The sequence below is a fragment of the Streptomyces sp. TLI_171 genome (assembly GCF_003610255.1).
Taxonomy (GTDB): domain Bacteria; phylum Actinomycetota; class Actinomycetes; order Streptomycetales; family Streptomycetaceae; genus Kitasatospora.
Window position 1 is genome coordinate 1,888,231 of sequence record NZ_RAPS01000001.1, and the last position, 25,537, is coordinate 1,913,767.

Below are 25,537 nucleotides of genomic sequence, written 5' to 3' on the forward strand. Positions count from 1 at the left end.
GAGTGGCGGGGTTACTTGACGCTGCCGGCGGTGAGCCCGGCCTTCCAGTGGCGCTGCAGCAGCACGAAGGCGAGCACCAGCGGGAGGACGGCGAGCAGCGAGCCGGTGACCACCAGCGGGTAGTACTCGGGGAAGGCGTGGGTCTGGGCGTTCCAGGAGTACAGGCCGAGGCTGACCGGGAAGAGCCGGTTGTCGGAGAGCATCACCAGCGGCAGGAAGAAGTTGTTCCAGATGGCGGTGAACTGGAACAGGAAGACGGTGACGAAGCCGGGCATGACCATCTTCAGGCCGATCGACCAGAAGATCCGCAGTTCGCTCGCGCCGTCCATCCGGGCGGCCTCCAGGACCTCGCCGGGCACGTAGCCGGCGCAGAACACCCGGGCCAGGTACACCCCGAACGGGTTGACCAGGGAGGGCAGCAGCACCGCCCAGTAGGTGTTGACGATGTGCAGCTGCGAGGCGAGCAGGTACATCGGCAGCGCGAGCGCGGTGGTCGGGACCAGCACGCCGAGCAGCACCACCCCGAACAGCTTCTCCTTGCCGGGGAAGGCGTAGACGTGGAAGGCGTAGCCGGCGCAGACGCAGACCAGCGCGCACAGCACGGCCCCGATCCCGGCGTACAGCAGGGAGTTGAGGTACCAGCGGAAGTAGATGCCGTCGCCCGCCGTGGCCAGCTCGTGCAGGTTCTGGCCGAGGTGGAAGTTGCCGGCGCCGAGGGCGCGGCCGCCGATCAGGTCGGCCGTGTTCTTGGCGGAGGCGCTGATCAGCCAGCCGAGCGGCAGCAGGGTGTAGAGGGTGGCGAGGACCAGCGCGCCGTTGACCGCGGTCTTCGACAGGGTCCAGGGGCGGCGCGGCCGCCGGGGCTCGGCCGCGGCCGGCGCGGCGGGTCGGACGGGGGTCAGGGTGCTGCTCATCGGGCGGCCTCCGTCCGCTGCTGGGCGCGCTTCTCGTCACGGCCGCGGGTGAGCCGGGTGACCACGAAGGAGAGCGCGGCGGCGGCCAGGGCGAGCAGCACCGAGGAGGCGGCGGCCAGGCCGTAGTCGCCCCGTTCGAACGCGGCGGAGTAGGCGTACATGTTGGGGGTCCAGGTGGAGACCACGCCGGGGGCGACGTCGTGCAGGATCATCGGTTCGGTGAACAGCTGGAGCGAGCCGATCACGGTGAACAGGCCGACCATCACCACGGAGGCCCGGATCAGCGGGACCTTGACGCTCAGTGCGGTGCGCAGCGGGCCGGCGCCGTCGACCACGGCGGCCTCCAGCACCTCGCGCGGGATGGCCTGCAGCGCGGCGTAGAAGATCACCATGTTGTAGCCGGTCCACTCCCACAGGGCGATGTTGACGATCGCGGGCAGCGGGTGGCCGAGCACGTCGACCTGGGTGCCGGCCGAGCTCAGCGCGTCGATGACGGGGCTGATGCCGGGGGTGTACAGGTACGTCCACACCAGGGCGGCGATGATGCCGGGGACGGCGTGCGGCAGGAACAGCGCGAGCTGGAAGAACCGCTTGGCGCGGGCCAGCGCGGAGTCCAGCAGCAGCGCGACGGTCAGCGACAGGCCGAGCATCAGCGGGATGTACAGCAGGCAGTACTGGGCGGTGTTCCAGAAGCCGTCGCGGAAGGCGGCGTCGCCGAGCGCCCGGGTGTAGTTGCCGAGGCCGGTGAACACCTGGGTGGTGCCGCCGCCGAAGCCGAGGCCGGAGCGGTGCTCGGTGTACAGGCTGAGGTAGACCGCGTAGCCGATCGGGATCAACGTGCAGGCGGTGAACAGCAGCAGGAACGGGGCGAGCAGGACGGCCGGGGCGCCGAACGGCGCCCGGCGCTTCCGGGTGCCCCGGGCGGCGGGGGTGCCGCCGCCCGGGACGGGGGTGGCGCCGGACATCAGCCGGCCACCTTCAGACCGCGGTTCTTCAGCTCGGCGAGGGTGGCCTGCTGCGCGGTGTCGACAGCGGACGGCACCGTGCTGCCCTGGCCGAGCTTGCCGAAGGCGTCCTTCATCGAGCTGTTGGTGGCGCCCATCGCCGGGCCCCAGGACCAGTTCGGCTTGATCGACTTCGCGGCGTCCTGGTAGATCGCGTACACGTCCTGGCCGCCGTAGAACTCGGTCTTGAACGCGGCCTTGGCGACCGGCACCAGCTCCGGGTCGGCCGGGTAGGCGGAGGAGGTGCCGGAGGCGATCCGGGCCTGGATGCCCTCGGGGGTGGTGGTCGCCCAGGTGGCGAACTCGACGGCGGCCTTGGCCTTCTTGCTGTCCTTGGACACCGCGAAGGTGGTGCCGCCGAGCATGCCGGAGGCGGGCTGGCCGTCCCAGCTCGGGATCGGCGCGACCGCCCACTTGCCGTTCGCGGCGGGGTCGGTGCCGAGGTTGGACTTCAGCACGCCGCCGCCCCAGGACGCGCCGAGGTACGCCGCGGTCTCGCCCTTCTGCAGCGAGGCGGTCCACTGCTGGCTGAACGAGGGCTGCACGCGCACCAGGTCGTCGGCGATCATGCCCTGCCAGTAGTCGGCGACCTTCTTGGTCTCCGCGCTCGCCAGGTTCACCTTCCAGCTGTCGCCGCTGGTGCCGAACCACTGGGCGCCGGCCTGCCAGGCCATCGCCTCGAAGGTGCTCGGGTCGTCGGGGAAGAAGGTGGCGATCCGGGTGTTGGCGTCGGCGGCCTTCAGCTTCTGCGCGGCGGCCTTGAACTCGTCCCAGGTCTTCGGGACGGCCACGCCCGCCTTCTCGAACAGGTCCTTGCGGTAGTAGAGCGCCTGCGGAGCGGCGTCCAGCGGCAGCGCCCAGGTCGCACCGCCGAGCGTGGTCAGCTCCATCGACTGCGGCAGGTACTTGGCCTTCAGGTCGGCGGGGACCAGCTTGCTGATGTCCTGCACGGCGCCCTGGCTGACGAAGTCCGGCAGCTGCGGGTACTCGACGTTGAACACGTCGGGGGCGTTGCCGGCCTTCACCGCGTTGGAGATCTTGGCGTAGCCGCCGGCGTTGCCGGACGGGATCTCCTCGAAGGTGACCTGGACGTTCGGGTGCGAGGCGTTGAAGGCCTGCACCACGTCCTTGGTGCCCTTGGCCCAGCCCCAGAAGGTGATCGAGACCGGCTTGCCGTCGCTGCCCGCGTCGGCGGCCGAACCCGCCGTGTCGCCGTCGCTGCCGCAGGCGGCGAGCAGGGTGACGCCCAGGACGGTGGCGGTCGCGGCCGCGGCGAGGCGGAGGGCTCTGCGGCGGTGGAGAGCGGGAGAGGGCATGGCACGGCTCCTGTGGGGGGTCCTTGAAACGCCGGGTAGGTACCCGATCGCCCGATTTGAGCTGGTCGGGCCGGGTTGACCGCTATCTTGGGACGGCCGCCGATCAGTCGTCAAGGCATGGGGATCAAATGATCCGACTTGATCAGTCGACCTGATCGCCACAACCGCCATTAACCTTGAGTTTCAGCCATTTTCGGGCAGGTCACAATCAGATCAAGGCGATCATTCGATCGATGATCCTTGACGCCGCGATCACCACTTCCTAGGGTCGGCCGAGTAGCCCACGCGCCCACAGGAACCGAGGCCGCCATGCCCCACCCCCTCCCGCTGCCGCCCGAAGACCGCGAGCTCAGCCCGTACACCGGCTGGACCAGGGCGCACTGGGAGGCCGCCGCCGACCACCTGCTCGCCGCCGTCCGCCCGTACGCCGGGCCCGGCCACGCGCTGATCAACCTGCCCGGCGCACGACCCAGCTGGTCCGGCCGCCGCTCGGACGGGCTGGAGGGCTACGCCCGCACCTTCCTGCTGGCCGCGATCCGGGTGGCCGGCGCCGGCGGCGCGGACCCCAACGGCCTGTTGGAGCGCTACGCCGAGGGCCTCGCCACGGGCACCCGCCACCCCACCGCCGAACGCGAACTCGCCGACGGCGACCTCGGCTCCTGGGGCGCCGTCACCGACCGCGGCCAGGCCATGGTGGAGGCCGCCTCCGTCGCCCTCGGCCTGCGCCTCACCCGGCCGTGGCTCTGGGACCGCCTGGACCCGGCCGTCCAGGAACGCGCCGGCGCCTGGCTCGCCCAGGCCCTGCACCGGCAACCCGTCGACAACAACTGGTGGCTGTTCCCGCTCACCGTCGGCGGCTTCCTCGCCGAGGTCGGCATCGACACCGACGCCGCGCGGGCGGCCCTCGACCGCGGCCTCGACCGCCTCGACGGCTGGTACCTCGGCGACGGCTGGTACACCGACGGCCGCCCCCGCGCCATCGACCACTACAACGGCTGGGCCCTGCACCTCTACCCCGCCCTGCACGCCCACCTCGCCGCCGACCCCGCCCTCACCGCCCGCCACGGCGCCCGCCTGCACGCCCATCTCACCGGCTACGCCCGGCTGTTCGACGGCACCGGCGCACCCGTCCACCAGGGCCGCTCGCTCAGCTACCGGTTCGCCGCCGCCGCGCCGCTGTGGGCCGGCGCGCTGCTCGGCGCCACCCCGCTGGAGCCCGGCGCCACCCGCCGGCTCGCCTCCGGCGCGCTGCGCCACTTCCTCGACCGCGGCGCGCTCGACGACCGCGGCCTGCTCACCCTCGGCTGGCACGGCCCCTACCCGCCGATCGTCCAGCCCTACTCCGGCCCCGCCTCGCCCTACTGGGCGTCAAAGGGCTTCCTGGGCCTGCTCCTTCCGCCCGACCACCCGGTCTGGACCGCCACCGAGGCCCCCGGCCCCGCCGAGACCGCGGACGCCGTCACCGCCCTGCCCGCCCCCGGCTGGCTGATTCAGTCCACCGTCGCCGACGGCCTGGTCCGCCTGCACAACCACGGCAGCGACGACCAGCCCGCCGGGGCCCCGCTTCCCGACGACCCGCTGTACTCCCGGCTCGCGCACTCCACCCGCACCGGCCCCTCCGCCGCCGCCGGCGACAACCACTTCGCCCTCCTCGTCGACGGCGCCCGCACCGAACGCGGCCCCATCACCCCGCTCGGCGCCGACACCCTCGGGCCCGTCGGCCGGGCCTCCTCCGCCCACCGCCCGCACCACGACGGCGCCCCGCTGCCCGGTGTCACCGTCACCTCGCTGACCCTCGCGCACGGTCCCGACGAGGTCCGCGTCCACCTGGTCACCGGGGCGGCGCCCGGCACCGCCGTCCGGGAGGGCGGATGGGCGGTCGCCGGCGTCCGGACCGCGGCCGTCGACGGCCTGCACGCCCGGGTCGACGGCGACGACCGGCTGAGCACCGAACTCCTCGGCCTGCACGGCTGGAGCGCCGCCGGAACGGTCGCCGCCCCCGAGGGCACCGCGTTCGGTCCGGACGCGGCCGCACCCGTCCTGGAGGGCGCCCTCGCCTCGCCGCTGTTCGCCGCGGCCGCCCGCCTCACCGCCGCCCCCGACGGGCTCCCGCCGCTGGACGCCCTGACCTTCACCGCCACCCCGGACGCCACCGGCTGGCGCCTCGCGCTGACCTGGCCCGACGGCACCACCACCCGCGCCACCCTGACCGCGGCGCCCTGACCCGCGCCTCCGCCGCCCGCCCCCTGCCGACCCGCCCGTCCCCGTCCCGCGCATTCGCCGTCCCGCCGTCCCGCCGTCCCGCCGTCGAGCGACGCGCGGGCGGGCGGGCACGGAAAGGACCACCCCGTGCCGTACGCCTTCTCCACCCTGGGCCTGCCCGGCCTCCCGCTCCCCGCGGTCCTCGGCCTCGCCGCCGAGAGCGGCTGGGAGGGGCTGGAGCTGCGGGCCGCGCCGTCCGAGCCCGTCCACACCGCCCTGAGCGCCGCCGAACGCCGCGCCGCCGCCCGCCTGTTCACGGCCGCCGGCATCGCCCCGCTCGCCGTCGCCTCCTACGTGGGCATCGCCGAGCCCGGACCGGACCGCCCCGTCACCGACGACCTGCTCGCGCACCTGCACCTCGCCGCCGACCTGGGCGCCCCGTACGTCCGGGTGTTCCCCAGGGCCGGCGACACCCCGCCCCCGGAGGCGGGCGCCCGCGCCGCCGCGCGCCTGCACCGGCTCGTCGACGCCGCGGACTCCCTCGGCGTCACCGTCCTGATCGAGACGCACGACTCGCACCGCTCCGGCGCCGCCCTCGCCGAACTCCTCGACGCCGTCCCGCACCCGGCCGTCGGCGCCCTCTGGGACGTCCTGCACACCTGGCTCGCCGAGGAGTCCCCGGCCGACTCCCACCGCCACCTGGCGCCGCGCCTCGGCTACGTCCAGGTCAAGGACGTCGCCTCCGCCGCCGACCTCACCCCGCTCGACCTCGGGGCGGGGGTGCTCCCGCTCGCCGACTGCCTGGCGCCGCTCGCCCCGGACAACTGGGTCTCCTGGGAGTACGAAGCCCCCTGGCATCCCGCCGCCGCTCCGCTGGCACCCCAACTCCCGTCCGCGCTCGCCCGTCTGAGCACCCTTCGGCCGCACTGACCCGCACCGCCGCCCACCACGTGCCGGGACCGACGTCGTCGTTCACGGCGTCGACCTCTGCCCTGTTCGCGCTCGGCCGCACCCCGGCCGTCCTCGGTGCGCCGTTCCGGCACTCGATCCCGGCGCCGGACAGCGGGTCCACCCTGGCGAGGCCGAGCAGTGTGCGGACGCGGCGGTCCCGGTCCGTGCGTGCAGGCGCTCGACGGCCCGGCGGTGGCGGGCGGAGGCGAGCCGCGGGGCGGGCTGGACGGCGATCCGGGCGTCCCCGGCCACCCTCATGCGGGCGTTCAAGCAGGCAGCGCGGGCCTGGAGGGCCGGTCGGGCGCGTCCGCTCAGCTGCCGTCGGCCGCCCGGCGGGCGAGCAGGCCGGCCGCGGTCAGTTCGCCGGCGCGGCGCACCGCGGCGGTGAAGTCGACGCGCAGGGCGGACAGTTCGGGGTCGGCGGCGAAGGCGGCCAGCACCGCCTGCGGGGGGCGGCTGAACGGCCAGGCGGCGACGGCGGTCAGCAGGACGGTCTCCACCAGCGCGGCGGCGTCGTCCTCGCCGAGTTCCGGCAGGTGACGGGCGGTCAGTTCGACCAGGTCGTGGAGCGAGGCGCGGGCGGCGCGCTTGTGCCGGATCGCCGTCTCGGCGGAGATGTTGTGCTCCAGCACCGCGGCCTGCTCGGCCAGCAGGTCGCACAGCACCGGGCGGCGGGCCATCGAGTCGGCCAGCAGTTCGGCCAGCCGGTCCGCGCGCTGCCGGAACCCGCCGGCGACGGGCACCGGCTCGCGCGCCAACTCGGCGGCCCAGTCCGCGAACTGGCGCTCCAGCAGCTCCAGCAGCACCGCCTCGCGAGAGTCGAAGTAGCGCAGCACGTTGGCCTTGGCCAGGCAGACCCGGCGGCTCAGCGCGGTGAGGCTGAGCTGGGCCGCGGGCATCTCGGTCAGCATCGTGGCCGCGGCGTCCAGGATCTGCCGCCGCCGCTGGCTGCGCTGCTCGTCGGTCCGCGCTCGCTGGAAGGTCACGCCCCCACCTTACAGACCGGCGGTACGTTGCTAAGAGACCAGCGGTCCGTTAGCGTGGGGCAAGACAAGATACCGGCAGTACGTAATGGGGTTTCGCCATGTACCAGGTTCCTGACCAGCACGGAAAGCTCGCCGTGGTGACCGGCGCGAACAGCGGCACGGGCAAGGAGACCGCCAAGCGGCTCGCCGCCGCCGGGGCGGAGGTAGTCCTCGCGGTGCGCACCACCGCCAAGGGCGAGCAGGCGAAGGCGGAGATCCTCGCCGCGCACCCGACCGCCCGGCTCGAGGTCCGCCGACTCGACCTGGCCGACCAGTCCTCGGTGCGCGCGTTCGCCGACGGCCTGATCGCCGACGGACGGCCGCTGGACGTCCTGGTGAACAACGCCGGCGTGATGATGGTGCCGCAGCGCACCGAGACCGTCGACGGCTTCGAACTCCACCTGGCCAGCAACTACCTCGGACCGTTCGCGCTGACCGTCCGGCTGCTGCCGCTGCTGCTCGCCGCGAGCGCGCCCCGGGTCGCCACCATGAGCAGCGGCACCGCGAACCGGGCCCGGATCGACTTCGACGACCTGCAGTCCACCCGCGGCTACCGCCCGATGCGCACCTACGCCCGGTCCAAGCTGGCGGACATGCTGATGACCGCTCAGCTGGCCCGGCTCGCCGCCGAACGCGGCTGGCCCCTGCTGTCGGTCGGCGCGCACCCCGGCTACACCCGTACCAACCTGCAGACCGCCGGCCCGAGCCTGAACGGCGGCCGCCCCGGCCCGGTCGAGTCGCTGGCCTTCCGGATCGTCCCCTCGCAGGGCGTCGAACAGGGTGCCGAGCCGCTGCTCTTCGCCGCCGCCGACCCCGCCGCGGCGCCCGGCGGCTACTACGGCCCCCGCTGGTCCCTGGTCGGCCCCACCAAACCCGTCCGCCTCCCCCGCCCCGGCCGCGACGCCGCCACCGCCGCCCGCCTCTGGACCGCCGCCGAACACCTCACCGAAACCCGGCTCCCCACCCGCTGACCAACGTCAGTCGGTACCCCCAAGCCCCATCGGGCCCCCCGAGCCCGCCGCAGGCGACCCCTCACGCCGTCCCGTCGCCCCCGCAGGACGTCCGCACCTTCAGCGTCGGCAGCAGTTCCAGGTGCGAGGCCGGCAGGCCGGGCGGTCCGTCGAGGCGGCGCAGCAGGAGCTCCAGGGCGGCCTCGCCGACGGCCTGCTTCGGCGGGGAGACCGCGGTGAGCGGGGGCGCGGCGAGGGCGGCGAAGACGTCGTCGTAGGAGATCAGGGCGACGTCCTCGGGGACCCGCAGGCCCCGGGTGCGGAGCAGGGGCGGGAGTTGGATGGCGTCCTGGTCGTTGTGGACCAGGACGGCGCGGACGCCGTCGGCGGTGGCTTCGGCGATCTGCTGGGCGACCCATTCGGGGTCGGGGAGGGTCAGCGGGGCGCCGGGCCGTTGCATGTCGATGACGGGGCGGGTGGCGAGGCCGAGCAGGGGGGCGGCCTCGGCGTAGCCGGTGCGGACCTGGTGCGCCGTCCAGGTGTCGGCGCGGGCGGCGAGCAGCACGGCCCGGTGGCCGAGCGCGGCGAGGTGGCGCAGCGCGAGCAGGACGCCGTGGCGGTGGTCGGAGCCGACGGCGTCGAGTTCGGCGGCGGCGCTGCCGGGGTCGGCCTTGCGTTCCACCAGGACGGCGGGGACGGGGAGTTCGGCGAGCCAGTGGTGGTCGCCGGGGCGGTGGGGGGTGTCGCCGGGCTGCCAGTTGGGGGTGAGCAGCAGGCCGTCGACGCCGGATTCGAGGAGGCGTTCGACCTGGGCGCGGTCGTCGCGGGCCTCGTAGGCGGCGATGCCGAGGACGAGGCGGGCGCCGGCGGTGGCGGCGGCGGTGCGGGCGCCGGCGATCACCTCGTCGAAGTAGGAGCCGACGGTGGGGACGAGCATGCCGATGACCCGGTCGGGCGCGCCGGGGCGGGTCTGCGGGCCGCTGTCGGGGAGCGAGACGGAGCCGTGCGAGCGGGCGAGTTCGCCGGCGTCGGCGAGGGCGGCGACGTCTCGGCGGACGGTGACCGCGGGGATGCCGAGGCGGGTGGCCAGGTCGACCACTTTGACGGTGCCGAGGTCGCGCACGACCTGCAGGATCCGCGTCCGGCGTTCCGCTGCCGAGACGGTCATGGCGTCCCCCTTCTGGTTCGGGCCGCGGACCGGTTCGGGCCGCGGAGACACTGTCCGATCAATTTGTATCATTCGATCGCCATTCGATCGAAAGGTCTGAATGTATTGACTCGATCACATGGTCAACCTACGGTGCGGGGCGGGCGCCCATCCCACCCTCCATTCTCGGGAGTCCCCAAGATGCTCCTGCCCATCCCCCTCCGGCGTGCCGTGCCCGTCCTCGCACTGGCCGCCGCTCTCCTCTCCCCCGCTGTACCCGCCGCCACCGCGGCCGGCGGCGCCGCCTGGTACCTGGACTGCTCGGCCGCGGCCGGCGGCACCGGCAGCCAGGCCGCACCGTGGAACAGTCTCGCCTCCGCCAACGCGCACCTCTTCCAGCCCGGCGACCAGTTGCTCCTCAGGCGCGGCACGACCTGCACCGGCACCCTGCAGCCGCAGGGCTCCGGAACGGCGGGCGCGCCGATCACCCTGGCGGGCTACGGTACCGGCACCGCCCGCCCGGTGGTGGCCGGCGATCCGGCGAGCAGTCAGAACGCGGCCGTCCACCTCTACAACGTCGAGCAGTGGGAGATCCGCGACCTGGAGATCACCTACACCGACACGGCCGCCACCAAGCGGGAGCGCAACGGCCTGCTGGTGGAGATCGCCGACCTGCCGGACGGCGTCGGCACCCACTACCTGGTCGACGACGTGTACGTGCACGACGTCAACGGCGACGCCACCAAGTGGTCGAACGGCATCCAGTTCCGGGTCTCCGGCACCACCACCCCGACCAACTTCGACGACGTGACGGTGCAGGACTCGCTGATCGCGCACGTCGACCGGGAGGGCCTGACGAACCGTTCGACCTGGATGTGCCGCCCGGCCTACGGCACCGGCGACGGCTGCGGGACCACCAGCAACTGGCGGGCCAGCACCCGGCTGGTGTTCCGCGGCAACACGGTCCAGGACACCGGCGGCGACGGCATCGTGGTGCGGGCCGCCGACCACGCGCTGGTGGAGCACAACACCGCCTTCGACCTGGCGATGCGCCCGATGGGCTCGAACGCCGGGATCTGGACCATCAATTCGGACTTCACGACGGTCCAGTACAACGAGGTGCACCACGTGCGCCGGCTGTCGGACAACAACGACGGCATGGCCTTCGACTCCGACTACGGCAACACCGGCGCGCTGTTCCAGTACAACGACAGCCACGACAACCAGGGCGGCTTCATGCTGTTCTGCGGCGCCTGCGGGGCGGGTTCCTCCTCGACCGGGACGGTGGTGCGCTACAACCTGAGCCGGGCCGACCAGAGCCGCTGGCTGTTCGCCGTCGGCGAGAAGAACGCCCGGATGTACAACAACACCGTGTACCTGCCGGCCGGGTCGACCACCGCGATCGTCCAGCAGGGCTCGGGCACCTCGACCACCGCGATGAGCGGCAACCTGTTCCACAACCTGGGCAGCGGCGGCTACACCGGATTCGGCTCCAGCACGTACAAGCCGGGCGACTTCAGCTGGGACTCCAACGCCTTCTACGGCACCCACCCGGCCAACGAGCCCGCCGACCCCCGCAAGCTGACGGCGGACCCGCAGCTGGTCAACCCGGGCGGCACGGCCCCGGCCGACTACCGGCTCGGCGCGGCCTCCCCGGCACGGGGTGCGGGCGCGACCGTGCCGGCCAACGGCGGCCAGGACTTCTTCGGCGCGCCCGCGCCGCAGGTCTGCCGCCCGGACATCGGCTTCCAGCAGGCCGCCGCCTTTGACGACGCGGCCTGCTCCGCCCCCGACCCCGTCCGCAACGGCGGGTTCGAGAGCGGCGCGCTCACCCCGTGGACGTACTACGGCGGGGTGCAGCTGGACGCCGCGAACGCCCACGGCGGGGCGTACGCGGTGCGGGTCGGCCCCGCCCAGGCGGCCGCCGAGCAGGTCGTCACCCTGCAGCCGAACACCAGCTACCGGCTCGCCGGCTGGGGCAAGGTCTCGGCGGCGGGCACCGAACTGTCGCTGGGCGTCAAGCAGTACGACAGCGCGGGCTCGACCACCCGGGCGGCCTTCACCGCCACCTCCTACAGCCAGGGCTCGACGGTGTTCACCACCGGGCCCACCGCCACCACCGCGCGCGTCTACTGCTACGCGCGCAGCGGCGGCGGCTACGGCTGGTGCGACGACGTGACGGTGACCAAGGTCTGAGGCGCCGTCACCTCCGCGGCCGGGGGCGGGGGCGGGCTCAGCGCGGGTCCACCGGGTGCAGCTCACCCCCGTCCCACTCCAGCCAGCGGGTGATGCCGATCTCGCGCAGGAACGGCTGGTCGTGGCTGGCGACGATCAGCGTGCCCCGGTAGCCCGCCAGGGCCTGGGTCAGCTGGCGGACGCTGGCCAGGTCCAGGTTGTTGGTCGGCTCGTCGAGCAGCAGCAGCTGCGGCGGCGGGTCGGCCAGCAGCAGGGCGGCCAGCGTGGCGCGGAAGCGCTCGCCGCCGGAGAGCGTGCCGGCGGGCTGGTCGGCCCGGGCGCCCCGGAACAGGAAGCGGGCCAGCCGGGCCCGGATCTCGTTGTCGGTGGCGGCGGGCGCGTGCGCCTTGACGTTCCGGAAGACGGTCTCCGCGTCGTCCAGCACGTCGAGGCGCTGCGGCAGGTACCGCAGCGGCACCGGGGTGACGACCTCGCCCGCGGCGGGCGGGAGTTCGCCCGCGACGGTGCGCAGCAGCGTGGTCTTGCCGGAGCCGTTGCGGCCGATCAGCGCGACCCGCTCGGGGCCGCGCAGCTCCAGGTCGACCTCGCCGCCGTAGGCCAGCCGGACCCGGTCCAGCGTCAGCACCGTGCGCCCGGCGGGGACGGCGGTGCGGGGCAGGTCGACCCGGATCTCCGCGTCGTCCCGCACCGCCTCCTCGGCGGCGGCCAGGCGGTCCTTCGCCTCGTTGAGGCGCTCGGTGTGCATGCCGCGCAGGCGGCCGGCGGTCTCCTCGCCCTTGGCCTGCATCTTGTCGGCCAGCGCCTTGGGGTCGTTGCGCCGCACCGCGCGGGCCTTGCCGTAGGAGGCGGACTTGGCCAGTCGCTGGGTGGCCTCGACCAGATCCCGCTTCTGCCGCTTCACATCGGCCTCGGCGTTGCGGACCAGGCGTTCGGCGGTCTCCTGCTCGCCGGCCAGCGTCTCCTGGTAGGCGCTGAAGTTGCCGCCGTACCAGGTGACTTCGCCGTCCCGCAGGTCGGCGATCTGGTCGACCCGCTCCAGCAGCTCCCGGTCGTGGCTGACCAGCAGCAGCACTCCGGGGAAGCCGGAGACCGCGTCGTAGAGCCGGGCCCTGGCCTGGGTGTCCAGGTTGTTGGTGGGCTCGTCGAGGAGCAGGACGTCCGGTCGGCGCAGCAGCAGGGCGGCGAGGTGCAGCAGCACGGCCTGGCCGCCGGAGAGTTCGCCGGTGGTGCGGTCGAGTTCGAGTTCGGTCAGGCCGAGGCGGTCGAGGGTGGCGCGGGCGCGCTCCTCGACGTCCCAGTCGTCGCCGATGGCGGTGAAGTGGCGCTCGGCCACGTCTCCGGACTCGATGGCGTGCAGGGCCTCGCGCTTGGCCCGGATGCCGAGGGTCTCGTCCACCCGGCGGTCGGCGGCGACCGTCAGGTCCTGCGGCAGGTAGCCGAGTTCGCCGGCCACCCGGACAGTGCCGGAGGCCGGGGTGAGCTCACCCGCGATCAGCCGCAGCAGCGTGGACTTGCCCGCGCCGTTGAGGCCGACCAGCCCGGTGCGGCCGGGGCCGACCGCGAGGTGGAAGCCGCTCAGCACGGAGCGGCCGTCCGGCCACTCGAAGCCGAGGTCGGTGCAGAGGATGGAGGTGGTCGGTTGCGCCATGGAGGGCCTCCTGGGTGGTTGCCGTGGAAAGGGGGAGCAACACGGGAGACACCGGGGACACGGGTGCGCGGACACCGCCGCGGGAACAGGAAATCCCGCACGGGAGCTGTCAGTCGCCGCCCTGCCGAGGTCGCACTCGCGCCCAACACGCTCGAACACCCGGGATGGACACGGGTGTGGCGTGGCGCGGTGTCTCATGACCTCAGACGAGCAACGGCCTTCTCCAGACGTGCGGGAATGTGACGCCTCCGAGCGTACGGAACGCCCGCCGGGCCGTGCAACGGAATTAAGTCCCGACCCGCTCCGGCCCGTCCGCGGCCCGTTGTCGGCGCGGGCTGCCACCATGGCGCCATGGAACGAGTCCTCGGCATCGGCGGGTACTTCCTGCGCGCCGCCGATCCCGCCGCGCTGAGCGCCTGGTACCGCGACTGCCTGGGCCTGGAGACCGACGCCCACGGCCAGTGGCAGCCCGCCGCCGGCCCGACGGTGTTCGCGGCCTTCGAGTCCGGCACCGACTACTTCGGGTCCGCCGCCCAGCAGACCATGCTCAACTTCAGAGTCCGCGACCTCGACGCGATGCTGGCCCAGCTCCGCGCCGCCGGCGCCGCGGTGGCCGAGCAGGTCCAGGACATGCCGGGCGTCGGCCGGTTCGGCTGGGTCACCGACCCGGAGGGCAACCGGATCGAGCTCTGGCAGCCCGCCTGACCGGGGCCGGTCCCGGCCCGGCCGGAGGAGGCCCCGGCGGCGTTTAGGATCGGGGCATCATGAGTGCCACTCTCGTCGTCAAGGACCTCGCCGCCGGTCACGGTGAGCGCACGCTGTTCGCCGGGCTGGACCTGGTCGTCGCCCCCGGGGACGTGATCGGGCTGGTCGGGGTGAACGGCGCGGGCAAGTCCACGCTGCTTCGGCTGCTGGCCGGGCTGGACAGCCCGGAGGCGGGGAGCCTGAAGCTGAGCCCGCCGACGGCGAACGTCGGCCACCTGCCGCAGGAGCCGGAGCGGCGCGAGGGCGAGTCGGTCCGGGATTTCCTGGCCCGGCGGACGGGCGTGGCGGCGGCGCAGGCGGCGCTGGACGAGGCGACCGAGGGCCTGGTGGAGGGCCGGCCGGGCGCGGACGACGCGTACGCGGTGAGCCTGGACCGCTGGCTGGACCTGGGCGGCGCGGACCTGGAGGAGCGGGCCGAGGAGGTCGCCGACTCGCTGGGCCTGAAGGTCTCGCTGGACGTGCCGATGACGGCGCTGTCCGGCGGCCAGGCGGCCCGGGCCGGCCTGGCCTCGCTGCTGCTCTCCCGCTACGACGTGTTCCTGCTGGACGAGCCCACCAACGACCTGGACCTGGACGGCCTGGAGCGCCTGGAGTCCTTCGTCAAGGGCCTGCGCGCGGGCACCGTGCTGATCAGCCACGACCGCGAGTTCCTGGCCCGCACCGTCACCCGGGTGCTGGAGCTGGACCTGCACCAGAACCAGGTGAACGTGTACGGCGGCGGCTACGACGCGTACCTGGAGGAGCGGGCGGTCTCCCGCCGGCACGCCCGCGAGCAGTACGAGGAGTTCGCGGACACCAAGGCGGGCCTGGAGGCCCGCGCCCAGATGCAGCGCAACTGGATGGAGCACGGCGTCCGCAACGCCCGCCGCAAGGGCGGCGACAACGACAAGAAGGCGCGCGCGCAGCGCGCCGAGTCCACCGAGAAGCAGGCCTCGAAGGCCCGGCAGACCCAGCGGATGATCGAGCGCCTGGACGTCGTCGAGGAGCCCCGCAAGGAGTGGGAGCTGCGGATGGAGATCGCCGCGGCGCCGCGCTCCGGATCGGTGGTGGCGACGCTCCGTCAGGCCGCGGTCCGGCGCGGGGGGTTCGCGTTCGGCCCGGTCGACCTGCAGATCGACTGGGCGGACCGGGTGGCGATCACCGGTGCGAACGGCGCCGGCAAGTCGACGCTGCTGGCGGCCCTGCTGGGCCGGCTGGAGCTGGACTCGGGCAGCGCCGCGCTCGGCTCTGGCGTGCGGATCGGCGAGGTGGAGCAGGCCCGCGGCCACCTGTTCGGCGGCGACGCGGGGCGCCCGCTGCTGGAGGCCTTCTCCGCCGCCGTGCCGGACCTCAACCCGGAGGACGTCCGCACCCTGCTGGCCAAGTTCGGCCTGAAGGCGGCGCACGTGATGCGCCCCGCCGCGACCCTCTCGCCGGGCGAGCGGACCAGGGCGGCGCTGGCCCTGCTGCAGGCCCGCGGGGTGAACCTGCTGGTGCTGGACGAGCCGACCAACCACCTGGACCTGCCCGCCATCGAGCAGTTGGAGCAGGCGCTGGCCTCGTACACCGGCACCCTGCTGCTGGTCACCCACGACCGGCGGATGCTGGACACCGTGCAGGTGAACCGTCGCCTGGTGGTCGCGGACGGCCGGGTCACCGAGGCCTGACTCCGCGCGCTTGCCGGTAATCGCCGACCGCGTCCCGGCCCCTTCCGCCGGGGCCGGCGGCGTGCTGGGGTGGCGCCCATGGCTGACCGTGACCCCTTGCACCCGCCGTCCTGCCCGACGGTGCCGCTCCACCCGATGAGCGTGCCCGCGCACGAGGCGGCGGACCGCTGCCGGGCCTTCCACCAGGTGATGGCGCAGCGCCGCACCGTCCGCGACTACTCGACCCGTCCGCTGCCGGAGGGCGTGCTGGAGGCGGCGATCCGCACCGCCTCGACGGCGCCCAGCGGGGCGCACGTGCAGCCGTGGCGGTTCGTGGTGGTCACCGACCCGGAGCGCAAGCGCCGGCTGCGGGAGGCCGCCGAGGCCGAGGAGCGGGAGTTCTACGCGCACCGGGCGTCCGCGGAGTGGCTGGCGGCGCTGGCCCCGATCGGCACCGACTGGCGCAAGCCGTTCCTGGAGGACGCGCCCGCGGTGATCGTGGTGTTCGAGGTGCACAAGGGCCCGGCCTCGCCCCGGCCCTACTACACCAAGGAGAGCGTCGGGATCGCGGTCGGCTTCCTGCTGGCCGGTCTGCACCAGGCGGGCCTGGCCACGCTGACCCACACGCCCAGTCCGATGCGCTTCCTGAACGAGGTCTGCGACCGCCCGCCGGAGGAGCGCGCCGCGTACGTGATCCCGGTCGGCTACCCGGCGGACGGCGCCCGGGTCCCGGATCTGGTGCGCAAGCCGCTGGACGAGGTGCTGGTCCGGCTCTGACGGCCCGTCGGGTGGCGCGCGGGTGGCGGTACGCGGCCCGCGCGCGCCACCGTGCGCCGGACAGGGTGGCGGGCGAGGGGTGGCGAATGGGATATCCGCTGGTGGGCGCGGTCGGGCATGGCCCATACTCCGTTCATGAGTCACTCCACCGACGCACCTGACAACACCGTGCGCCCGATCACCGAGGGCCGACCGCCGGAGCTGCTGCCCCTCGGCGGCGGCGCCCACCTGCGCCGCCGCCGCCTCGCGGACGCCGCGGAGCTGAACGCGGCGGTGATCGCCAACCTCGCCCACCTGCGTCCGTGGATGCCCTGGGCCGGCCAGGCGCCGACGATGGCCGAGAGCGAGCAGCTCTCGGTGAGCGGCGAGAAGGTCTGGGAGCAGGGCACCGACTTCATGTACCTGCTGGGTCTGGACGACGAGCCCGCCAAGGTGATCGGCGGCTTCGGCCTGCACGGCCGGATCGGCCCGGGCGCCCTGGAGATCGGCTACTGGGTGCACCACGAGCACACCGGCCGCGGCCTGGCCACCGCCGCCGCCCGCGCCCTCACCGAGGCCGCGCTCGCGCTGCCCGGCATCGCCCGCACCGAGATCCACTGCGACGAGACCAACGCGGCCAGCGCCGCCGTCCCGCGCAAGCTCGGCTACGCGCTGGACCGGATCGAGCTGGCGCCGCCGACCGCGCCCGCCGAGACCGGCCGGAAGATGATCTGGGTCACCGAGGGCTGACCGGCGCTCGAACGGGGCACGTGGAAGGGGACGGCCGTCGGCCGTCCCCTTCCACGTGCCCCGGGCCGTTCGCCGGTCAGCGGCGGGCCAGGCGTTCGATCAGCGACTGCCAGCTGTCGGCGAGCACGGTGCCGAGGCCGCCCTGGCAGCGTTCGGCGGCGGCGTCGGCGGCGGCGTCGGGCAGCTCGGCGGCCAGGAAGAGCAGCAGCGGCCCTTCGAGGGCGCTGGTGAGTTGGAGGGCGAGGCTGTCCAGGTCGGGGAGGTCGAGGTCGGCCTGGCCGAGCAGCATCCGGATGTGCGGGCGGGAGAAGCTGGGGCCGGTCGCGGGGGGAACCGCGCCCTTGCGTTCCAGCCCGGCCCGGGCGATGTCGTGCCGCTCCAGCAGGAAGCCGGTGCGGGCGCGGCCGTAGGCGATCAGCCGGTCGACCGGGTCGGCGCCGGGGCCGAGCGGCGGCGGGCCGGACAGCACCCCGCACTGGAAGCGCTGCTCCTCGGCGTCCAGCAGGGCGCGGAAGATCCCGGCCCGGGTGCCGAAGCGACGGAAGACGGTGCCCTTGCCCAGTCCGGCCCGCTCGGCGAGGCCGTCCATGGTGACGTGGTCCGCGCCCAGCTCGGCGATCATCGCGCGAGCGGTGCAGAGCAGGACCTCGCGGTTGCGGGCCGCGTCCGCGCGCTCTGCCGGGGGTTTGCCGAAGGGGACCAGGGGGCTGTCCATGACGACAATTTACCTGGCGACGGAAACGGGGTAAAGTCCGGTTACGTCGAGAGCGGGGTAAAGTCCGGTTACGACGAGTGCGGTGCCCGTGCGGCCCGCACGCCGCCCCGCCATGCCTGCCCGCACCCGCCACCGCCTCGGCGGGGCGCGATCCGAGGAGATCCGTCATGCACCTGTTCCGCCTGGACGCCAGCATCATGCCCGGCAACTCCACCAGCGCCGAGCTCGCCGGCGCCGCCGAGGCCGAGTGGGCCGCCGCCCACCCCGAGGGCACCGTCACCCGCCGCAACCTGGGCACCGACCCGCTGCCCGGCGACCTGTGGGCCACCGCCACGCTGGCCGCCTTCACCCCCGAGGACCAGCGCACCGCCGAGCAGAAGGACGCCGCCGCGTTCGGCGCCGGCCTCGCCGCCGAGCTGACCGCCGCGGACGCCGCGATCATCGCCGTCCCGCTCTACAACTGGGGCGTCTCCCAGCACTTCAAGACCTGGGTCGACCTGGTCATCGCCGGCGCCGGCCCGACCGCCGAACTGCTCAAGGACAAGCCGGTCCTGCTGGTCACCTCGCTCGGCGGCGGCTTCGCCCCCGGGACCCCCCGCGAGGGCTGGGACCACTCCACCCCCTACCTGGAGCGCATCCTGCGCGACGTCTGGGGCGGCGACCTGACCACCGTCCGGCGCGAGCTGACCCTCGCCGCCGTCAACCCCGCCATGGAGAGCCTGCGCGGCCTCGCCGCCGAGTACCACACCCAGGCCCTGGACGCGGCCCGCGACGCCGGCAAGGCCCTGGTCCGCAGCTGACCCGCCCTCACCACCCCGCCACGTCACCGCCGCAGGGCCCCGGCAATTGGCTTGCCGGGCCGACGAGAATGCTCGGTATGCCGTCCTTCGACACCGCCGAGCTGCTCGCCGCCATGGACGTGCTCCCGCACCGGGAGCGCGACGCCCTCTTCGCCCGCACCGTCCGCGCCGCCTCGCGCGACCGACTCGACGCGCTGTTCGACGAGTTGGCCGGGCACGGGTGGTACGGGCGGCGGCTGGCCGCGTTCGCGGCGGTGCTGGGCGGACGGGCGGACCTGCTCGGCGGGTGGCTCGCCGACCCGGACCGGGAGGTGCGCGGCCGGGCGATCCGTGCGCTGCGCACCCTGCCGGTCCCGGAGGAGGCGGTGCTGGCCGCGTACGCGACCGGCTCGTTCGCCGTCCGGCAGGCGTTGCGGCAGTCCGTGGTGCGCGGCCGGCGGACGGACCTGGCCGCCCGGCTGCTGCCGGTGGCCCGGGAGCTGTGGGGTGCGAGCGAGGCCGCGGCGCTGCTGCCGGGGTGCCCGCCGGAGCTGGTGGCCGCCGAACTGCCGGGCCTGGCCCTGGCGGTGCGCTCCTGGTCCGCGCTGGGCACGCGGTACCCGGACCTGGTGCTGGACCACGTCGAGCGGGAGCTGGCGGCCTGGCCGACGGCCGACCGCTCGCACTGGTGGCACCGCCTGGGCGAGGCGGTGCTCGCCGCACTGCCGCTGCGCCCCGCCCGGGTCCTGGACCTGCTGGAACAGCAGCCGACGACCTTCCTGCCCGGCCCGCTCCTCGCGAACTTCGGCCACCTGGTGCGGGCCGACGCGGAGCGGGCCACCGCATGGCTGGCCGACCCCGGCCACCCGTGGCAGCGCTGGGAGCGGCTGCCCAGCCGCACCGTGCTGGACCGCGTCGCGCACGCCGACCCGCCGTCGCTGCCCGCGCTGGGCCGCCGGTGGCTGGCCGCGCCCGACCGCTTCGCCGACCTGCTGCGCGCCGTCCCGCCGGGCCGCCGCACCGCGTTCCTGCACGGCGCCGCCGACGGACTGCCGCTGGACGCGGGCCGGTTGACCGTCCCGGTGCTGCGGCTGCTGCCGCGCGAGACCCGCTGGGCGGAGGTCCGGCGGCTGCGCGCCGAGCAGCTCGCCAAGGGCCGCGAGGAGCGTCAACTTCGCCCGCTCACCGCCCTGTTGCCGCCGGAGGAGGCGCGCGCCGAACTGCTGCCCGCGGTCCGCCGATCGGACGCCGCCGAGCGCGCCGAGGTCTGGCGGCACCTGGTGACCGTCGCCGCGGCCGACCCCGACCCGGCGGCGCCCGGGCAGCTGCTGGCCGAACTGCGCCGGGTCCGCAACGAGCAGGACCCGGTCCGGCAGGCCGCGCTGTCCGCGCTGTCCGCCTTCCCCGCCGACCGCTTCACCGACGGGCACGCGCCGGCGCTGCTCGACCTGGTCGCCGAGGCGCTGGCCGCCCGCGACTGCTCCGCCGCCACCCGGCAGGCGCTCTCCGCGCTGGCGCTCGCCGTGCTGGCCGCCCACCCCACCGGGGCCCGGCCCGAGCTGCTGGACTTCGCCCTGCTGACGGTCGAGCAGCTCACCGCCCGCACCGGCTCGTTCACCCTGCCCCCGCTGGCCGGGCGGCTGCGCCGCGGCCAGGAGCGGGAGGTGCTGGCGGCGCTGCGCCCGTGGCTGGACACGGAGCAGCGGCACGGCCGGTACGGGCTGCTGTTCGCGCTGGTCCGCGCGCTCGGCCCGCGCGCCGAACTGCTGCCGGAGCTCGACGAACGGCTGGGCCGCGCGCTGCGCAGCGATCGCGAGCAGGTCGGCGCCGAGGCGCTGCGGCTGTGGCTGGAGCCGCGCCGGGGCCGGACCGCGAAGGTGCTGACCGCGATCGGGGCCGACCCGTCCGCGGTGTTCTTCGGGCCGGTCCGGAGCCACCTGGCCACGGTCCGCACCGACCTGCTGGACCTGGTACTGGCCGAACGCCCGGCCACCGGCCGCTTCCTGAAGCCCGGCGAGCTCCGGCCGCTGCCCGACACGCACGCCGCCCGTCTCTGGGTGCCGCGCCAAGTGGCCCGCGCGGCCGCGCTGTTCGGGGCGATCGCGGCCGACACCGGGCGGTCCAGGGACGAGCGGGCCGCCGCGATCCGGCTGGCCGCGCCGCTGCCCGGGCACGGCGCCGTCGTGCTGCGCCGGCACCTGGACGACCCGGACGTGCTGGTCGCCGAGGCCGCGCTCGGCGCGCTCGCCCGGACGGACGACCCGGCGGCCTGGCTGCCCGACCTGCTGGAGCACGCCGGCGACGACCGGGCCAGGGTCGCGATGTACACCGCCTCGCGGGCCGCCCGGCTGACCGCCCCGGCCCGGCTGGCGCCGCTGGTCACCGGCCTGGCGACGGGCACCACCGGCAGCAAGGTCACCTCGCGGAAGGAGGCCGTCCGACTGGCCGCCGCCTTCCTGCCGCCCGCGCAGGCCGCCGAGGTGCTCGCCGCCGCCTTCCACGCCCCCGGGCAGCACCCTGACGTCCGGGCCACCGCGGCCGGCTGGTGCCAGGAGCTGCTGGACGCCGAACCCGTCTGGGCACTGCTCTCCGAGGCCGCCGAGGCGCCCGAGCCGCAGGTCCGGCAGGCGGTGATCGGCCTGCCGCCGCACCTGATGGACGGCCGGCACCGACCGCGCTACGCCCGGCTGGTGGCGGCCGTCGCCACCCGGTCCGGCCAGGACCCGGAGGCCGCGCGGGCCGCGATCGGCGAACTGCCGGCCTGGGCCCGGTACGTGCCCGAGGTCGCCGAGGTGCTGCCCGGCCTGGTCACCGACCTCGACAACCGCCGCACCTGGCGCGCCGCCGCCCGGGCGCTGTGCGGGCTCGCCGTCTCCGGCGTCGCCCACCCGGTCGGCGGCGCGGCGCCCGGCAGCCTGGTGCACCGCACCCTGGCCGCGCTGCTGGCCGCCGGCCCGGACTCCGCCGCGCCGTCCACGGTCCGGGACCTGCCGCTCCGTCAGCGGATCGAGGCGCTGACCGAGCTGAACGCCCGTCACCCGCTGGTCCGCCCGGCGCTGCTCGCGCAGGCCGAACAGCTGGGCGGCCACCCGGAGGCGGCCGACCTGCGGGCGGCAGCCCTGGCCCGGGTCGTGGACCTCGCCGCGGCGGAGTTCGGGGCGGACTTCGCCCGGCTCGCCGCCGCGCTCGCCGACCGCCCGGTGCTGGCGGCCCGGTTGGCGGACCGGCTGGCCGACACCGTCGCGGGCGGCGCCGCGCTGCCCCCGGCCACCGACGCCGCGGTGCCGGCCGCGCTGCTCGCCCTGCTGCCCGGCGAAGGCTCCGCCCTCGGCCTGCTGACCACGGCCCTCGCCGCCCGGCTGGGCGGCCGCTGCGTCTGGACGGGCGGTTGGCTCCCGCTGCTCGCCGCCCTGCGCAGCCACCCCGAACCGGAGGTCCGGGCTGCCGCCCGGCAGGTGGTCACCGTGCCGGAGTGACGCCCCGTCGACGGGCCGGTGCGGCGCTCCGCCGGCCCGTCGGGTGAACTCCCGGTGCGGCGGATTGCCGGGCCTCCACGGGCGGGTGACGTCTTGTCAGCTTTGTTGACGGTCCGGGTCCGGCCGGGACCGACCAGGACTACGATCGATCAATGACGGACACGACACGCAGAGCAATCGACAGCGCCGAACTGGCGGCCCGTTACCCGGCCCTCCACGCGCCGCAGCGCTGGGAGTGGGGCGGCATCGACGCCCAGTTCACCACCGAGCCGCCGCCGGACGAACTGGTCACCAACATCCACCTGGTGGGCTTCACCGAGGGCCGGGTCGTGCTCTGCCGGGACGTCCGCGGCCACTGGTTCCTGCCCGGCGGAACGCGGGAGGCCGCGGAGAGCATCGAGTCCTGCCTGGAGCGCGAGCTGCGCGAGGAGGCCGGCGCCCGGCTGCTGGGCCCGCCGACCTGGATCGGCCACCACCTGGCGGTCAGCGACGGCCCCACCCCGTACCGCCCCTGGCAGCCGCACCCGACCAAGGCGTGGCTGTGGGGCTGGGCCGAGGTGCTGGTCGACTCCTCCCCCACCAACCCGACCGACGGCGAGCAGGTGGTCGAGGTCCGCGCCGTCACCCCCGAGGAGGCCCAGCACCTGCTGACCCAGCACCGGGAACCCTGGTGGCCCGAACTGGTCGCGCTCGCCCTGGAGTCCCGCACCGCCTGACGGGGCCGGCCCACGGGGCCGACCGCCGCCGGGCGGGCTACTTGCCCAGGCCCGCGCGGCGCAGCGCGTCGGCCATGGCGGAGTTGGCGGGGGCCGGGGCGGCGGCCGGGCGGCGGTCCTGCCGGGGCGGGCGGGAGTCGCGGCGGCCCTGCGGCTGCTCGCGGCGGTTGCCGCCGCCGGCGCCGGGGGTGGTGTCGTCGTCGAGGCGCAGGGTGAGGCCGATCCGCTTGCGCGGGACGTCGACGGCGGTGACCTTGGCGCGGACGATGTCGCCGGGCTTGACCACCTCGCGCGGGTCCTTGACGAAGGTCCTGGAGAGCGCGGAGACGTGCACCAGGCCGTCCTGGTGCACGCCGATGTCGACGAAGGCGCCGAACGCGGCGACGTTGGTGACCACGCCCTCCAGCACCATGCCCACCTCCAGGTCGCCGATCTTCTCCACGCCGTCCTTGAAGGTGGCGGTCTGGAAGGCGGGGCGCGGGTCCCGGCCGGGCTTGTCGAGCTCGCCGAGGATGTCGGTGACGGTCGGGACGCCGAAGGTGGCGTCGGCGAAGTCGCCGGGCCGCAGGGCGCGCAGCACCGCGCCATTGCCGATCAGCGCGCGCAGGTCGCCGCCGGTGGAGGCGAGGATGCGGCGCACCACCGGGTACGCCTCGGGGTGGACGGCGGAGGCGTCGAGCGGGTCGTCGCCGTCGGGGATGCGCAGGAAGCCCGCGCACTGCTCGAAGGCCTTCGGGCCGAGCCGGGCGACGTCCTTGAGCGCCTTGCGGGTGCGGAACGGCCCGTTGGCGTCGCGGTGGGCCACGATGTTGTCGGCGAGCGTGCCGGTGATGCCGGAGACCCGGGTGAGCAGCGGCGCGGAGGCGGTGTTGACGTCGACGCCGACGGCGTTCACGCAGTCCTCGACCACGGCGTCCAGCGAGCGGGACAGCTTCAGCTCGCTCAGGTCGTGCTGGTACTGGCCGACGCCGATCGACTTGGGGTCGATCTTGACCAGCTCGGCCAGCGGGTCCTGCAGGCGGCGGGCGATGGAGACCGCGCCGCGGATCGAGACGTCCAGGCCGGGGAGTTCCTGGGCGGCGAAGGCGGAGGCGGAGTACACGGACGCGCCGGCCTCACTGACCATCACCTTGGTGAGCCCCAGCTCGGGGTGACGCTTGATCAGGTCGGCGGCCAGCCGGTCGGTCTCCCGGGAGGCGGTGCCGTTGCCGATCGCGACCAGGTCGACCCGGTGCTTCGCGGCCAGCGCCGCCAGCGTGGCGAGCGCGGCGTCCCACTTGTTCGCGGGCTGGTGCGGGTAGATGGTGTCGTACGCGACGACCTTGCCGGTGGCGTCGACCACGGCGACCTTGACGCCGGTGCGGAAGCCCGGGTCGAGGCCCATGGTGGCGCGGGTGCCGGCGGGGGCGGCGAGCAGCAGGTCGCGCAGGTTGGCGGCGAAGACCCGGACGGCCTCGTCCTCGGCCTCGGCCCGCAGCCGGGTGCGCAGGTCGATGCCGAGGCGGACCAGGATGCGGGTGCGCCAGGCCCAGCGGACGGTGTCGGTGAGCCACTTGTCGGCGGGGCGGCCGCGGTCGGCCACACCGAACCGGGCGGCGATCCGCTGCTCGTAGTCGCTCGCACCGGGCAGGTCGGCCTCCTCCTCGCCGTCGTACGGGGAGAGTTCGAGGTCGAGGACCTCCTCCTTCTCGCCGCGCAGCATGGCCAGGATCCGGTGCGAGGGGAGCTTGGTGTACGGCTCGGCGAAGTCGAAGTAGTCGGCGAACTTGGCGCCGTCCTGCTCCTTGCCGTCCCGGACCTTGGCGACCAGTCGGCCGCGGGTCCACATCCGCGTCCGCAGCGAGCCGATCAGGTCGGCGTCCTCGCCGAACCGCTCGACCAGGATGGCTCGGGCGCCGTCCAGCGCGGCGGCGGCGTCGGCGACCTGCTCGTTCAGGTAGCCGGCGGCGAGCGCGGCCGGGTCCTGGCCCGGGTCGGCGAGCAGGGTGTCGGCGAGCGGTTCGAGGCCGGCCTCGCGGGCGATCTGCGCCTTGGTGCGCCGCTTGGGCTTGTACGGGAGGTAGATGTCCTCCAGCCGGGCCTTGGAGTTGGCGCCGAGGATCTGCGCGCGCAGCGCGTCGTCCAGCTTGCCCTGCGACTCGATGGACTCCAGGACGGCGGTGCGGCGCTCCTCCAGCTCGCGCAGGTAGCGCAGCCGCTCCTCCAGGGTGCGCAGCTGGGTGTCGTCCAGGGCGCCGGTGGCTTCCTTGCGGTAGCGGGCGATGAAGGGGACGGTCGAACCGCCGTCGAGCAGGTCGACGGCGGCCTGCACCTGGTTCTCGCGGACGCCCAGTTCCTCGGCGATCTTGCGTTCGACGGGCATGGTCACGGTGCCGGTCACCCTTTCTGACGGTTGTGCTGGTCGCCCGTGCATTCTGGCAGGTCCGTCCGACCGAATCCGGAGGGCCGGTGGTCGGCCCGGGCGTGGCGCGTTCCGGGGACGCGCAGGGACACGCGCCGGAGCCGGTCCGGGGTGACCGATTTGTCTGATATGAGAGAGTTCGCAGGTCGGCCCGCCGCACTGACGACCACTCGACCGGACCGGCAGTCCCCAACCGCACAG

Annotated in this window: 19 protein-coding genes; 11 read left to right on the forward strand and 8 right to left on the reverse strand. The window is 74.8% G+C overall.

Features of this window, described 5'->3' with window-relative positions:
- Window positions 1–11: 11 nt before the first annotated feature.
- Genes BX266_RS08640 through BX266_RS08650 form a run of 3 tightly spaced genes read right to left on the reverse strand, consistent with a single transcriptional unit; the run spans window position 12 to window position 3,234 of the window.
- The gene (locus BX266_RS08640; protein ID WP_099898311.1) at window positions 12–914 is read right to left on the reverse strand and encodes a carbohydrate ABC transporter permease; all 903 of its coding nucleotides are present in this window, start codon (window positions 912–914) and stop codon (window positions 12–14) included.
- On the reverse strand, window positions 911–1,879 hold the full coding sequence (locus tag BX266_RS08645; protein ID WP_099898312.1) for a carbohydrate ABC transporter permease: 969 nt from the start codon (window positions 1,877–1,879) through the stop codon (window positions 911–913). Before BX266_RS08645 ends, BX266_RS08640 begins: the two co-directional genes overlap by 4 nt.
- The gene (locus BX266_RS08650; protein ID WP_099898313.1) at window positions 1,879–3,234 is read right to left on the reverse strand and encodes a sugar ABC transporter substrate-binding protein; all 1,356 of its coding nucleotides are present in this window, start codon (window positions 3,232–3,234) and stop codon (window positions 1,879–1,881) included. The genes BX266_RS08645 and BX266_RS08650 overlap by 1 nt, the downstream gene beginning before the upstream one ends.
- Window positions 3,235–3,543: 309 nt before the next feature.
- Here BX266_RS08650 and BX266_RS08655 point away from each other — a divergent pair, with 309 nt between their 5' ends.
- On the forward strand, window positions 3,544–5,457 hold the full coding sequence (locus BX266_RS08655) for a DUF2264 domain-containing protein (protein WP_099898314.1): 1,914 nt from the start codon (window positions 3,544–3,546) through the stop codon (window positions 5,455–5,457).
- A gap of 126 nt (window positions 5,458–5,583) precedes the next feature.
- Window positions 5,584–6,366, forward strand: a complete 783-nt coding sequence (locus tag BX266_RS08660) for a sugar phosphate isomerase/epimerase (RefSeq protein WP_099898315.1) — start codon at window positions 5,584–5,586, stop codon at window positions 6,364–6,366.
- A gap of 332 nt (window positions 6,367–6,698) precedes the next feature.
- On the opposite strand, the gene BX266_RS08665 is transcribed toward BX266_RS08660, so the two are convergent.
- A complete protein-coding gene (locus tag BX266_RS08665) occupies window positions 6,699–7,373 on the reverse strand; it encodes a TetR/AcrR family transcriptional regulator (RefSeq protein ID WP_099898316.1) in 675 nt (224 codons plus the stop codon).
- 98 nt (window positions 7,374–7,471) lie between these two features.
- Between BX266_RS08665 and BX266_RS08670 the strand changes: the two genes are divergently transcribed.
- Entirely contained in the window at window positions 7,472–8,383 is a 912-nt protein-coding gene (locus BX266_RS08670) for an SDR family oxidoreductase (protein ID WP_099898317.1), read from the forward strand.
- 61 nt (window positions 8,384–8,444) lie between these two features.
- Here BX266_RS08670 and BX266_RS08675 read toward each other — a convergent pair whose 3' ends face one another.
- Window positions 8,445–9,530, reverse strand: coding sequence for a substrate-binding domain-containing protein (locus BX266_RS08675; protein ID WP_099898318.1), 1,086 nt, complete (start codon window positions 9,528–9,530; stop codon window positions 8,445–8,447).
- Window positions 9,531–9,710: 180 nt separating this feature from the next.
- Here BX266_RS08675 and BX266_RS08680 point away from each other — a divergent pair, with 180 nt between their 5' ends.
- A complete protein-coding gene (locus BX266_RS08680; protein ID WP_099898319.1) occupies window positions 9,711–11,705 on the forward strand; it encodes a carbohydrate binding domain-containing protein in 1,995 nt (664 codons plus the stop codon).
- A 37-nt stretch (window positions 11,706–11,742) separates the two neighbouring features.
- On the opposite strand, the gene BX266_RS08685 is transcribed toward BX266_RS08680, so the two are convergent.
- The gene (locus BX266_RS08685) at window positions 11,743–13,353 is read right to left on the reverse strand and encodes an ABC-F family ATP-binding cassette domain-containing protein (RefSeq protein ID WP_099898320.1); all 1,611 of its coding nucleotides are present in this window, start codon (window positions 13,351–13,353) and stop codon (window positions 11,743–11,745) included.
- A 351-nt stretch (window positions 13,354–13,704) separates the two neighbouring features.
- Between BX266_RS08685 and BX266_RS08690 the strand changes: the two genes are divergently transcribed.
- From BX266_RS08690 to BX266_RS08705, 4 genes are all read left to right on the forward strand, one after another.
- Entirely contained in the window at window positions 13,705–14,058 is a 354-nt protein-coding gene (locus BX266_RS08690; RefSeq protein WP_099898321.1) for a VOC family protein, read from the forward strand.
- Between the two features lie 59 nt (window positions 14,059–14,117).
- Window positions 14,118–15,764 (forward strand): ABC-F family ATP-binding cassette domain-containing protein, encoded by a 1,647-nt coding sequence (locus BX266_RS08695; protein ID WP_099898322.1) that lies wholly within the window; start codon window positions 14,118–14,120, stop codon window positions 15,762–15,764.
- A 78-nt stretch (window positions 15,765–15,842) separates the two neighbouring features.
- A complete protein-coding gene (locus BX266_RS08700) occupies window positions 15,843–16,520 on the forward strand; it encodes a nitroreductase family protein (protein ID WP_099898323.1) in 678 nt (225 codons plus the stop codon).
- A gap of 135 nt (window positions 16,521–16,655) precedes the next feature.
- Window positions 16,656–17,249 (forward strand): GNAT family N-acetyltransferase, encoded by a 594-nt coding sequence (locus tag BX266_RS08705; RefSeq protein WP_180290420.1) that lies wholly within the window; start codon window positions 16,656–16,658, stop codon window positions 17,247–17,249.
- Between the two features lie 76 nt (window positions 17,250–17,325).
- Here BX266_RS08705 and BX266_RS08710 read toward each other — a convergent pair whose 3' ends face one another.
- Window positions 17,326–17,964, reverse strand: a complete 639-nt coding sequence (locus BX266_RS08710; protein ID WP_099898325.1) for a TetR/AcrR family transcriptional regulator — start codon at window positions 17,962–17,964, stop codon at window positions 17,326–17,328.
- Window positions 17,965–18,131: 167 nt separating this feature from the next.
- Here BX266_RS08710 and BX266_RS08715 point away from each other — a divergent pair, with 167 nt between their 5' ends.
- The 3 genes from BX266_RS08715 (at window position 18,132) to BX266_RS08725 (ending at window position 22,935) form a co-directional block, all read left to right on the forward strand.
- Entirely contained in the window at window positions 18,132–18,764 is a 633-nt protein-coding gene (locus BX266_RS08715) for an NAD(P)H-dependent oxidoreductase (RefSeq protein WP_099898326.1), read from the forward strand.
- A 77-nt stretch (window positions 18,765–18,841) separates the two neighbouring features.
- The gene (locus BX266_RS08720; RefSeq protein WP_099898327.1) at window positions 18,842–22,219 is read left to right on the forward strand and encodes a hypothetical protein; all 3,378 of its coding nucleotides are present in this window, start codon (window positions 18,842–18,844) and stop codon (window positions 22,217–22,219) included.
- A gap of 152 nt (window positions 22,220–22,371) precedes the next feature.
- The gene (locus BX266_RS08725; RefSeq protein ID WP_099898328.1) at window positions 22,372–22,935 is read left to right on the forward strand and encodes an NUDIX domain-containing protein; all 564 of its coding nucleotides are present in this window, start codon (window positions 22,372–22,374) and stop codon (window positions 22,933–22,935) included.
- Between the two features lie 37 nt (window positions 22,936–22,972).
- Here BX266_RS08725 and BX266_RS08730 read toward each other — a convergent pair whose 3' ends face one another.
- Window positions 22,973–25,297: a Tex family protein gene (locus BX266_RS08730; protein WP_099907590.1), complete on the reverse strand. Its 2,325-nt coding sequence runs from the start codon at window positions 25,295–25,297 to the stop codon at window positions 22,973–22,975.
- Window positions 25,298–25,537 lie beyond the last annotated feature (240 nt).